At 35.5% G+C, this 11,778-nt stretch carries 11 protein-coding genes; 3 read left to right on the forward strand and 8 right to left on the reverse strand.

What is annotated here, in order from left to right:
• Window positions 1-616 precede the first annotated feature (616 nt).
• Window positions 617-1,204, forward strand: coding sequence for a biotin transporter BioY (locus ACHABW_RS24595; protein ID WP_435759518.1), 588 nt, complete (start codon window positions 617-619; stop codon window positions 1,202-1,204).
• 398 nt (window positions 1,205-1,602) lie between these two features.
• On the opposite strand, the gene ACHABW_RS24600 is transcribed toward ACHABW_RS24595, so the two are convergent.
• The 4 genes from ACHABW_RS24600 to ACHABW_RS24615 form a co-directional block, all read right to left on the reverse strand.
• Window positions 1,603-2,949 carry a Na+/H+ antiporter family protein gene (locus tag ACHABW_RS24600; RefSeq protein WP_435759520.1) on the reverse strand — a complete coding sequence of 449 codons (1,347 nt, stop codon included), beginning with the start codon at window positions 2,947-2,949 and terminating at the stop codon, window positions 1,603-1,605.
• A 203-nt stretch (window positions 2,950-3,152) separates the two neighbouring features.
• Window positions 3,153-4,283, reverse strand: coding sequence for a DctP family TRAP transporter solute-binding subunit (locus ACHABW_RS24605; protein WP_435759522.1), 1,131 nt, complete (start codon window positions 4,281-4,283; stop codon window positions 3,153-3,155).
• 59 nt (window positions 4,284-4,342) lie between these two features.
• Complete coding sequence (locus ACHABW_RS24610) at window positions 4,343-5,617, reverse strand: TRAP transporter large permease (RefSeq protein WP_435759524.1); 1,275 nt, start codon at window positions 5,615-5,617, stop codon at window positions 4,343-4,345.
• A 90-nt stretch (window positions 5,618-5,707) separates the two neighbouring features.
• A complete protein-coding gene (locus ACHABW_RS24615) occupies window positions 5,708-6,271 on the reverse strand; it encodes a TRAP transporter small permease (RefSeq protein WP_435759526.1) in 564 nt (187 codons plus the stop codon).
• 544 nt (window positions 6,272-6,815) lie between these two features.
• On the opposite strand from ACHABW_RS24615, the gene ACHABW_RS24620 reads away from it, so the two are divergent.
• A complete protein-coding gene (locus ACHABW_RS24620; RefSeq protein ID WP_110938949.1) occupies window positions 6,816-7,292 on the forward strand; it encodes a divergent PAP2 family protein in 477 nt (158 codons plus the stop codon).
• Between the two features lie 30 nt (window positions 7,293-7,322).
• Here the strand turns inward: ACHABW_RS24620 and ACHABW_RS24625 are convergent, their stop codons facing one another.
• The 4 genes from ACHABW_RS24625 to ACHABW_RS24640 all read right to left on the reverse strand — a co-directional run bounded on the left by ACHABW_RS24625 (window position 7,323) and on the right by ACHABW_RS24640 (window position 10,235).
• Window positions 7,323-7,976 carry a 3D domain-containing protein gene (locus ACHABW_RS24625; protein ID WP_435759528.1) on the reverse strand — a complete coding sequence of 218 codons (654 nt, stop codon included), beginning with the start codon at window positions 7,974-7,976 and terminating at the stop codon, window positions 7,323-7,325.
• 127 nt (window positions 7,977-8,103) lie between these two features.
• Window positions 8,104-8,424 carry a YuiB family protein gene (locus ACHABW_RS24630; RefSeq protein ID WP_435759530.1) on the reverse strand — a complete coding sequence of 107 codons (321 nt, stop codon included), beginning with the start codon at window positions 8,422-8,424 and terminating at the stop codon, window positions 8,104-8,106.
• A gap of 151 nt (window positions 8,425-8,575) precedes the next feature.
• Window positions 8,576-8,713 carry a YuiA family protein gene (locus tag ACHABW_RS24635; RefSeq protein WP_435759532.1) on the reverse strand — a complete coding sequence of 46 codons (138 nt, stop codon included), beginning with the start codon at window positions 8,711-8,713 and terminating at the stop codon, window positions 8,576-8,578.
• 313 nt (window positions 8,714-9,026) lie between these two features.
• Complete coding sequence (locus ACHABW_RS24640) at window positions 9,027-10,235, reverse strand: NAD(P)/FAD-dependent oxidoreductase (protein WP_110938946.1); 1,209 nt, start codon at window positions 10,233-10,235, stop codon at window positions 9,027-9,029.
• A 468-nt stretch (window positions 10,236-10,703) separates the two neighbouring features.
• Here ACHABW_RS24640 and ACHABW_RS24645 point away from each other — a divergent pair, with 468 nt between their 5' ends.
• Window positions 10,704-11,699, forward strand: a complete 996-nt coding sequence (locus ACHABW_RS24645) for an NAD(P)/FAD-dependent oxidoreductase (RefSeq protein WP_435759534.1) — start codon at window positions 10,704-10,706, stop codon at window positions 11,697-11,699.
• Window positions 11,700-11,778 lie beyond the last annotated feature (79 nt).

Genomic DNA, 11,778 nt, shown 5'->3' on the forward strand with positions numbered 1-11,778 from the left:
TAAAATATCCCACTTTGCTTGGCTTTTTGTTTAGTTTTCAAAGGTCATCTAAAATATCTGATTCAATAACTCAATTCCACTTATTAATGAAATCTAGTTTTTCACTGAATCAAATATAAATTGTGTCAGTCGTTTTTGGCGACTTTCATATCATAACATTATTTCAAATATGATGTCAATACCTATTTTCAAAATGTATAATATGTTTTAATTACGTCGAATCAAATTGCGACAACAATTAATATTATATCAGGATAGTTGCTTCTGCGCAACACCTTTTTAATATTATTTTGGCGACTTGACCTATTATAAAGACGTTTATTTGTCTCGTCAATACCTTTTATTAAATTGAAAGATATAATATACCTTTCTTCCTTTTACTACGAACTGAACAACCTATTCATCTCGCATTATTTTAGTATGCCAGAAGAAAAGAGTTGATCCCATACACACAATTTATTGGATCAAATAACTGGAAAAACAACTGTAACAACCAATTCATTATATGCTGGTTATTAAAATTATGAATTTATATTGACTTTACACTCTTAGTGCAAGTATTCTATTGTTAACCGGTAATATTAAAAGGTTAACAATAGAGAGAGAGGTTAGTTCCATGAAAAATAAAAAGTTTACTGCAACAGATCTTACAAAAGGAGCTATATTTATAGCTCTAATGGCAATAGGAGCGAACTTAACAGCAATTATTACTATCGGCACTGTCCCCTTAACTTTTCAAACTGTTGTCGCAATTTTAGCAGGTATCTTACTTGGAAAAAGGTTAGCAGCTTTTGCTATGACAGGATATTTGATGTTAGGCCTAATTGGAGTTCCTGTTTTCGCAGGTTTCGTAGGAGGTTTTCACACTGTAACTTCTCCTACTTTCGGTTTTTTGCTTTCTTTTATAGCGCTTGCTTATATAGTAGGTTTAATCATTGAGTTGAATCAACAACCATCATTATTCACTTTTTATCTTTCAAGTTATGTTGGTCTTATCCTTAATTATTTAATAGGCGTTCCTTATTTATATTTACATGGTCATTTTATTTTAGGGCTAACCGATGTACAGTTCATCCCTATTGCAGTAAGCATGGTACCATTTTTTCTAAAAGATTTTGTATTAGTAGGGTTTGCAGCAACCTTGGCCCCGAAGCTTCTCAAGGCTATAAACAAATCCAGTCCCAAAAAAACAGTTGCTTCATAATTTTACTCCAATCCTTTAAAATACGTCATTATTTTTAAGTGATTTTTAAAAGGTGCTATTCCTCATATAGGAACAGCACTTTTTTTGAATATTGTCTTTGATATCATTTATTGAATTCTTCGATGATGCGAGGGATAGGCTCGTCCTGGAAAAGAAGCAACTAGCTGAAGCATTCCCAACGGAAAGGGTCCTCCTAGAGCGCATTCGAGTACTCAGGTCGAAAAGGAAATTGCAGGACTAAAAAATACCATATTCTCCTCAAAAACACCGTTCTATACTTACCTAGTAAAAAAGCTGCCTAGAGATGCCAATCACCTTAAGACAGCTTTTACTATTTTCACTTATGCTTGAATACTATTATCTTCTATTATAATGTATGCGAACATCCTCAATAGTAGTTATAAAATAATTGCAGATAACCAACCAAATATAATGAGAGGAATATTAAAATGAAGGAAAGTTGGAACACATGTATCCCAAATGTGATTATGCTGTCCGTCAGCATTCAAACCAGCTGTAGGACCCAAAGTACTATCAGAAGCCGGGGATCCAGCGTCACCAAGTGCTCCGGCAGTTCCAATGAGAGCAATAGTTGCCATAGGCGACATTCCTATCGCAACAGCTAACGGTACAAATATAGCTGTAATAATTGGAATGGTTGCAAAAGATGAACCAATACCCATTGTAATAAATAGACCGATAATGAGCATGATTATTGCCGCTAATCCGTGATTACCACCTATCCAATCCGACGTTGATGTAACGAGAGATTCCACGTGGCCAGTTTCTCTAATAACCTCGGCAAATCCGCCCGCTGCAATCATAACGAAACCTATGAAAGCAAGCATCTTCATACCACTAGTCATTAACTGATCTGTTTGATTCAATGTAAATTCTTTTCTGAAATGTAAAACCCCAAAATAACAGTATAAGATAATTAAACCTGAAAGTGCACCGAAAATCATTGAATCTGTCACTACTTGTGCAATTAAAACGACAACAATAGATATGATAGAAATAACTATTCCTGTCGTTGTATAATTTTTGTCCCCCGGAGTCACTGACTCTTCGACTATTTCTTTATTGTCATAATGTCTTTCTTTTCGGTAACTAACAAAGATTGCAAATAATAATCCGATCAGCATCCCTAATACTGGCAAAGCCAAAGCTTGAGGGACCATACCCATTTCAACACTCATTCCGCTTTCTTCCATGTTCGTAACCAAAATCTCATGGAATATGAATCCATATCCAGCTGGAATTAATATATATGGTGCTTTTAATCCAAAAGTTAAAGCAGTAGCGACCGCTCTTCTATCAAGAGCGAGTTCATTAAAGATTAATAGAAGTGGAGGTACTAATATTGGGATAAAAGCAATATGAACTGGAACTAGATTCTGAGAAAAACAAGCGACAATCGCAACGATAAACAAGAGAATTACTTTCGTCATCGTTTTTCTTCTGGTTTCCCCATTTTTACCAACAAGACGAATTGCCCCTTTTACCATAAGGTTTGGTAATCCAGTGAAGTTTATAGCTACTGCAAAAGCTCCTAGCATTGCATAACTGAGAGCAATACTTGCATTTGCACCTAAACCTCCCGTAAAAATTTCCAACGTTTCTGTAACAGAAAATCCGGCAACAATACCACCAACTATTGCCCCTCCAATCAGAGCTATAACGACGTGTATCCTTGCTAAACTTAATATAATCATGACGAGAACAGCCAATACTACAGCATTCATTGTAACAAAACCCCTCTGAAAATCCTTTATTGTGATAAATCGGTAACGTGAAAAACCTAGACTAATTTATCACTTCTTCAATGGGATTGTCAATCCAATTCTCACTAAAATAAAGCAAAAAATTTTTTAATACTGTACTTCTTTGGTTCAATTACGACAAAAAAAAGCTAGAGGATAGCCCTCTAGCTTTTTAAAATTACTTATTAGTTACCCTGTGCCGCTTCAATCTCATCTTGAAGCATATCTAGAATCATTCCAGCGTCTTCACTTTCATCACGATAGGAATCACGAACTGGTACAGCTAGTTCACGGAATGCATCTCGCTCTTCTTCAGAAAGCTCATATACTTCTGTAGGAGTATCTGTTGCTTCTTCAATTAAACCTAAAGCAGCATCATTTTGCTCAGCTTGAATTTCAAAAGATCGAGATTTCATTTCCTCAATAGACTCATCAACAATTGTTTTTGTTGCGTCATCTAATCCATCATAGAAATCAGGATTTACAGTTGTCATCGTTACATACATATTGTGATTTGAAATCGTCAAGTGGTCTTGTACTTCATGAAAGTTTGCATCTTCAATAAAGAAAAGTGGGTTTTCTTGACCTTCTACAGCACCTTGCTGAAGTCCAGTATAAAGTTCTCCCCAGCTCATTGCTGTTGGATTAGCATCATATGCTTCATAAGACTCAAGAATTAACGGTGATTCCTGTGTTCTCATTTGGAAACCATCAAAGTCATCAGGAGATTGTAGTGCACTGCTTCCAGTCCACTGCATAGCACCCTCTGTCCAGAAAGCTAATGGCATAATACCTTGTTCAACATATTTACCAGCTAAATGATCATTAATAGCTTCACTTTCATTCATTACCTGCTGATTCAGTTCCTGATCATCATCAAACAAGAATTGAAGGGCAAAAATATTTCCCTCAGGTACGAGTGTACCTGTGAAACCTGGAGAAATAATTGCAAATTCAACAACACCGGTTGATAATTGTTCAACTTGGTCTACTTCACTACCTAATTCCCCAAAACCATATACATCGATTGAAATCTGTCCACCAGATTTTTCACTGACTAATTCAGCAAACTCTTCAGCATATACATTTTGGACTTGCCCTTCTGTTTCTTCTGTTACAAAGCGCCATTCTTGCGCTTCAACTTCAACAGCCTCTTCGTTTCCACCGTTATTTTCAACAGCCTCGCCATTGTTCGTCCCTTCATTTGCCGCTTCATTTGTACCGCCATTATTCTCCGTTTCGTCATTACCGCCACAAGCAGCAAGAACTAATCCAAAAGACAACATGCTAGCTAATAAACCTTTTTTCTTTAACATAATGTGAATACCCCCATAAAATTTTATTTTAAAAATATCTTCACTCTTTAACCCTACTATTAAAACATATTCAGTAAGAAAAGTGAGATATCCTCAAAAACAACTACTAAAACTGAAACAATTAATAACATTACAATGTACGGCGGTGTTCCGCGTATGACATCCAAATAGGATTTATTAAACACCGAACTTGCTGTAAATATATCAACCCCAAACGGTGGCGTTGCTGAGCCCAAAGCCGCTTGGAATACGATGACTACCCCTAAATGTATTGGATCAATTCCTGCTGCAGTAGCAACTGGAGCAAAAATTGGAGTTAATATTAATATCACCACAATTGGATCTACGAACATACATCCAATGAAGAAAAAGATAGATACGATAAGTAATACATATAATGCTGAAGGATCGGGACCCATGACAGCATCATTTAACATTCTTGGAATTCTTAAGAAAGAGATGATCCAAGAAAAGGCTTGACCGCCTGCTACGAGTACAAATACCGCAGAAGTAACGATACCAGAAGACAATGCTATTCCAGGAATTTCTTTAAATTTAATCGTCTTGTAAATTAACACTTCAAGTATTAATGCATATAATACAGAAACTCCTGCTGCTTCTGTCGGTGTAAACTGACCTGTGTAAATACCACCAATAATAATAATTGGAAAACCTAATGGTAAAAGTGCTTTTAATGTGACATTGCCTCTTTCTTTCCAAGGCATTTTAGGCCCCAGAGGGATATTATATATTCTTGCATGAATATAAGAATACGTTGCAAAAAAGAGAAAAATTAATACGCCTGGACCTATACCAGCGATAAATAAGTCACCTACAGAAGCGTCTGAAACTAATGCGTAAATGATCATTCCTATACTCGGCGGAATTAAAAGTGCAATATCACTTGCATTGATAATTAAGGCAATAGCACTTGAATCCTTATATCCTACCTTTAATAATCGCTGACGCATTGGTGTCCCAATCGCTACTACAGTTGCTTGCGTTGAACCTGAAATAGATCCAAAAAGCGTACAGGCTGCTGCCGTTGTTATCGCATATCCTCCACGAAGATGCCCAATAAACGCTCCAATAAAATCTAGCAATTTGTTCGAAGTTCTTCCAGACGTCATGATATCGGCGGCAAATATAAATAGTGGAACAGCAATTAATACATATGATGATATTCCCTCAACCATCTGTTGAATCATAATCGTCGGATCTAAGTTATCCATGAAAAATAAAATAATAACTAAAGGTCCTGCAATCATAGGAATCATCATCGGAAAACCCATTAGGAGTAAAATAACCATAATGCCCAGTAATGTCCAAATCATCGTCGATTCCTCCACCGTCCTATTTTTTCGAAAATTCTTATCTATTTTGTTTATTACATATAGACAGTTCCCACTGACAATCCAAATGTTTTATTGTTCGTCATAGTCCTTTTTATCCTCTGCAATATAAATTTCTTTATTAACTATATTCATCCACATATTGCGTAAAAATTGAATAGCGCCGATAAAACAACCTAATGGAATAGCTACTACCATTAACCAAAAAGGGAATTCAAGGGCTGCTGTAGTACGACCTGTCTCGTAGATCCCGTATGTGTAAATTGTTCCAAAGTAACCGATGGTGATTAAGACTATTGCAGTAACTAAAGGGTTAAAGATAGCTAAAAACTTTTTAACAGGTTTTGGAGATAAATCAAAAAAGGCAGACATACTTATGTGTCTTCCCTTCCTTGCAGCATAACTAATTCCCAAAAAGGTAGCTACTATTACAGCCAATCGACTAATTTCAGCTGCAAAGTGCCAACTAGAACCTGTAATTATCCTAGTCAAAACATTTCCACAAGTCATGACCGAAATAACAATGATGGACCAACTAAGGATAAATTTCTCTGCTGTATGAAGCGAGGCGTCTAGCACTTTAAATACTTTATTTTGCGCTTTCTTTTTCGGTTCTTTTGTTTGCGTGCTTTCCAATGGTATATCCCCCCTTCTTTTTACTATCTTGAGATATCTTAAATTATGTAACAACTGTCTGAAGACTAGAATGAATTGGTGATATAATATTTTTTTCGGAAAATGAAAATTATTTTTTTCGTTTATTCGCCTATTAAATATCATAAAACAAATCAATAATAACCACAAAACTTATACAGGCACAAATTCTCTTATTATTCAGGAAATAATATCCTTATCGTCAGTAACGTGTTTACAATGGCTATATCCTCTCCTCAGCTGTCAATACTAGCAATATACTCAAAGTCTGTGGTTCACTACTAATTACCCTGTTTCTTAACAATTAAACGACTTTTTTGATTTTTTTAGGTTTTAAATATGATAATAAGTCCAGGTCTATTCCATCTTTCTCTTCGTTTAAAGAAGTCTTGGAAAGGGAAAAGTATATTTGAAATAACGATGTTACAGAACAAGCTTTAGAGCTTCATATGTTATAATTAAAATTATTGTTTTTTAATATGTGTCGTAAATTTGAAGCATTGTCTAGAAAGGAAATAAATACTTTATGGAGATATTAACAAACTTCCCTTTATGGATTGCACTTTTCACAATTGTATTTGCTCAATTTATCAAAATACCTCTCCAATTTATTGCATCTAGAAAATTTGATTGGACATTATTTACTAGTACGGGGGGGATGCCTAGTTCACACTCTGGAGCTGTAACTGCTCTATCTACTGCAATTGCCTTGGAGTACGGTCTAGATTCTACATTCTTTGCACTTTCGGCTATCTTTGGGATTATCGTTATGTTTGATGCCACTGGTGTTCGTCGCCATGCTGGGGAACAAGCGACTGTCGTTAACCGACTCGTAACTGATTACAATAAAATTGTCTTAGAAATGAAAAATTGGCCTGAAAAAAAAGAGCAGGAGAAACGCAAGGAACTAAAAGAACTGTTAGGTCATCAACCGATAGAAGTTTTTTTCGGTGGATTACTTGGTATCATTATTGCTCTCTCTGCTCATGCAATCCTATACTAAAAAAATGCTGGCTATATTACCAGCATTTTTTTATGAGTTTTTTTCTCCTGGATACAATTCTCTAAATCCCTGTACTTCCTCCGCTTCATTTAAATCCTCTAACGTGTCATCAGTCAGTAGCCCGGCCCCTTCTTCTATAACAAATACCTCTACTGATTTTTTCCCCCATAGATTATATACATCTTCCACCGTCTCATAATACAAATCCAATGTATTTCCTTGAATAGCTGACCCAGTATCCGCTACTACTCCGTAACCGTACCCTGGTATGAACAGTATAGTACCTATCGGAAACACTTCTGGATCCGCAGCAACAGTGGAATAAAGATCACGCTTTACCTTCACGCCTGAAAACGTTATTCCATATTCAGGGTGTTCTTCGGATTTCCCTGTTGATTCGATATCAGCTGTATACCCGGTTGCAATCACTTCTTTTTTTGGATAGCCGGCTTCTGACATAACTGTTACCATGTCATTGTTATTAACATCTGACTTGGTTGTGTCACTAGGTAATTCCTCAACTTCTTCTTTTTGCGTTGCATCCTTCATAACTGCTATATCTGATACAGATTCTTTTAATTGCAGAAGACTTACATTTGTAATACCGATGTATGTCGATAATAGCGCTCCAATAAATAATCCAAATAATGCGATCATTTTTAATGTTCTCTGAAATACATTCATCTTTGGACACTCCTCTCATCAATCAAGGTTGCCCTAACATGAGAAGAGTATTCAATATTCATCTGAAAAAAGCCAAAATAAAAGGCATGCCAATAGTCATAGTTAACTAATTGACATGCCAATTCACTTAAAACATTTGATATCCTCTTTTACGAAGCATTTTAATTGCAAGACCTGATAATATAGCTCCGATCATACCAGCAGTTAATATAATAATATCAATTGCAGTTAATGATAATAAACCATCGCCTAATAATGCGAAAGATTCTCCTGCATTTGTAAAGTAGCTAAAGATTCCTGAGTCATCAACCATAAAGAAAATAACAATCGGATAAATGATAGCCATCGTCCAAGTTGAACGAAGAAGCATATTCAAAATAAAACCAATTCCAAAAAACAAAATAAAATATAATAATACTGCAATTATAAATTGTGGTAAATTCAACATTACTTGTTCCACCCCCATTAGGTCAAACTTTAGTTTACTTAATATCGGGGAGAAAATCAATTATTGTTTCTTTGAAATAACAGCAAAAAAACTCCTAGTCAGCAGAACTAGAAGTGAGTGTATCCTTTGCTCATTTATTTTCTCTTTTTCATTAAGCCGATTGTTGCTTTTTTCCTGACCCCAGACACCCTGCGCAAGTTTCCGAACCACCTAATAATAATTGATTATAACCTTTACCTGTACAGTATTCGCAATCATTTTCATTTAGTTTCTTATCATCTAATGCCATTTTAGTCACCTTCCGATGTTTAATTAATCACCAATTAACTGAAGTTTCTGATAATATATCAAAAAACATCCTACAAATCAAGTGGTAAAATAACCTCCCATCTTCTGTATTAGTGTGTTTTCCTTGAAATACTGTGAATTATCTATGTAATCCATTAAAGTTTTATATTACTGAAGCGTCAAATTATTCCGCTTGTTATTAGCGGCGTAAACAGCGTAAAAAAGCTGTTAATTTTGATTTTCGTATTTCTTTAAAAAGAAAGGGACTGAAAAAGGAAAAATCACCTTTCTCAGTCCCTTTCTCTATATTCGATTTAAAAGAAATTAAACTTTCCTTTTTTCAACACCAATGGTACTCCACCTAATTGAAACAGATACTTATTATCAATTATCTTCTTCATTGCAGATGCAGAACCTCCGTATAGCTTACGGTCTCCTACTAGACCAATCGCTTCCTTACCACCAAGAGAAGCCACCGTTCCTTGAATTTCCGGTTTGAACACATCAAGCTCTTCTTTTCCACTGATTAAATCTTTTAGATTCTTAGAACAGGTATAAGCTTGTTGGATTGCTATTTGAGCGGTAGGAGGATATGGACGATTAATCTCTTCATTAATGATCAATGCACAGTCTCCAATAATAAATACATTATCATAACCTGGAGCTCTTAAGTCTTTCTCCACTTTTACTCGGCCACGCATCGTTTCAAACCCTGAATCTTCAATAATAGAACTTCCTCGGATCCCAGTAGTCCAAACGATGGTTTGTGACTTGATTTCCTCTCCGTCATTAAGAAGTACTTTTCCGTCTTGAACTTCTTTAATAGGTGTATTGATTTTAAACTCAACTCCACGGCTTTCAAGAACATTCATTGCATATTCAACAAGTTCCTCATCAAAACCAGGTAAAGCAGTTGGTGCAGCTTCCACGGAATAAATCTTTACTTTTTTAGGATCAATATCATATTCTTCACAAAGCTCTGGTACACGCTCTGAAAGCTCTCCGACAAATTCTATCCCGGTAAAACCTGCTCCTGCAACTACAAACGTAAGTATGTCTTCATGTTTTTCATCTTCCTTATTATAGCTAGCAAACATGTATTCAATGTGTTCACGAAGTAATCGAACAGAGTTTACGCTTCTTATGGCAAACGAATTTTCGTTTACACCTGGAATACCAAAGGTTTCTGGCTCAGATCCTAATCCTATAACTAAATAGTCGTAATCAACTTCGCCATTTTCTAGAATTACTTTCTTTTCGTCTTTTTTGATTTCTACCACAGAGTCCTTAATAAAATTAATCTTTTTCAGATCAATCACACTGCTGATTTCCATTCTTGTTTTATCGTGATGAAGTGTACCCGCTGCCGGTTCATGCAACCACGTAGTCTGATAGTGATAATTATGCTTGTTCACTAATGTAATTTCTGCATCCTGCTGGGTATTTGACTTGATCAAACGAGAGGCTGTCATAATTCCACCGTAGCCCGCACCTAATATAACTATTTTCGGCTTTTTATTCATAATACTCACTCCAATCATTCTGATTCTTGATTCTTATTCTCCATTTTTCCCAATAAGTTTACATGTCAAGCGTGTGTTTTATTACCATCAACAAAAATATGTTTGTGATATAGTTCACGTACAAATCCATAAAAAATGTAAGGGACAAATTAGGAAGGATCAATCATATAAGTCCTAAGGTAAATCATATAAGTATTGAGAATATGTTTTTAATCCTCTATTATCATATGGGTTATCTTACTATTTTTCAACTATTTTTCGAACTTTTTAATAATACTGTTGATTTTTTAGTAGAAAACCTTACATTATTTCCAGATACTCCTTCATTTTAACATGAAAACTTATCATATAATTAAAATTTCTTTCATTAGAGTTAAAATAGGATCCTTCCGATAAATTGAAAGTTATAACAATAATGTCTATAATACATATGTGAATAACAAAAGAATTTTGATGGAGGTGTAAGTCTTGGCTGAAGAAAAAGAAATATTTGATATTACCATTATCGGAGGTGGTCCTGTTGGATTATTTACTGCCTTCTACGGTGGACTGCGACAAGCAAAAGTAAAAGTTATTGAAGCAATGCCGCAATTGGGAGGGCAATTATCCGCACTGTATCCCGAAAAATATGTTTATGATATAGCTGGTTTCCCAAAAATTCGCGCTCAGGAACTGGTGGACAATTTAACAGAGCAAGCCATGCAGTTTAACCCTACGATAGTCTTGGAACAGTCAGTTGCAAAACTAGAAAAGGGTGATGATAATGTTTTTAAATTAACTACGGATAAGGAAGAGCATTACTCTAAGACCATCATTATTACAGCCGGAGTTGGCGCATTTAAACCCCGACGACTTGAGGTTGAAGGTGCCGAGCAGTTTGAAGGTAAAAATCTTCATTACTTTGTCAACGATTTAAACCAATTTGCCGGTGACCGAGTTGTTTTAGCAGGAGGTGGTGATTCTGCTGTGGATTGGACACTGATGTTAGAAGATATTGCGAAAGAAATCACCATCGTTCACCGTAGAGATAAGTTCCGTGCACATGAGCATAGCGTTGAACAACTTAGAGGCTCAGAGAAAATCAACGTTAGTACACCTTATATGATCGAATCTCTTGATCATGACGGAGATAAGATTACAGCTGTTACGTTAAAAGAAACAAAAGGAGAAGCTACTCATAAAATAGACATTGATACGCTCATTGTTAATTATGGTTTTGTTTCCAATCTTGGTCCTATTAAAGAGTGGGGTCTTGAACTGAAAAAGAATGCTATTATGGTCAATACTAGTATGGAAACAAACATAGAAGGTATTTACGCTTGCGGAGATATTGCCACATATGAAGGTAAAGCAAAGTTAATTGCCTCCGGTTTTGGAGAAGCACCAACAGCTATCAATAAAGCAAAAGTTTATATCGACCCTACAGCAAGTGCAACTGCAGGGCATAGTACTAGTTTGTTTTAAAAATTAATTTAACTGAACTCTTATGGGATCAACCTAACTTTCTAGGTTGATCTTTTTTATTAGAAATTAGGAATAGAAT

The sequence above is a fragment of the Salipaludibacillus sp. CF4.18 genome (genome assembly GCF_051262595.1).
Classification (GTDB): domain Bacteria; phylum Bacillota; class Bacilli; order Bacillales; family Salisediminibacteriaceae; genus Salipaludibacillus; species Salipaludibacillus neizhouensis.

Excerpts from the sequence above, each read along its gene's own strand:
- ACHABW_RS24625 (WP_435759528.1), bottom strand. The coding sequence starts at position 7,976 with ATGAATGTATTTCAGAGAACATTAAAAATGATCGCATTATTTGGATTA.
- ACHABW_RS24620 (WP_110938949.1), top strand. The coding sequence starts at position 6,816 with ATGGAGATATTAACAAACTTCCCTTTATGGATTGCACTTTTCACAATT.
- ACHABW_RS24640 (WP_110938946.1), bottom strand. The coding sequence starts at position 10,235 with ATGAATAAAAAGCCGAAAATAGTTATATTAGGTGCGGGCTACGGTGGA.
- ACHABW_RS24600 (WP_435759520.1), bottom strand. The coding sequence starts at position 2,949 with ATGAATGCTGTAGTATTGGCTGTTCTCGTCATGATTATATTAAGTTTA.
- ACHABW_RS24610 (WP_435759524.1), bottom strand. The coding sequence starts at position 5,617 with ATGATTTGGACATTACTGGGCATTATGGTTATTTTACTCCTAATGGGT.
- ACHABW_RS24630 (WP_435759530.1), bottom strand. The coding sequence starts at position 8,424 with ATGTTGAATTTACCACAATTTATAATTGCAGTATTATTATATTTTATT.
- ACHABW_RS24635 (WP_435759532.1), bottom strand. The coding sequence starts at position 8,713 with ATGGCATTAGATGATAAGAAACTAAATGAAAATGATTGCGAATACTGT.
- ACHABW_RS24605 (WP_435759522.1), bottom strand. The coding sequence starts at position 4,283 with ATGTTAAAGAAAAAAGGTTTATTAGCTAGCATGTTGTCTTTTGGATTA.
- ACHABW_RS24595 (WP_435759518.1), top strand. The coding sequence starts at position 617 with ATGAAAAATAAAAAGTTTACTGCAACAGATCTTACAAAAGGAGCTATA.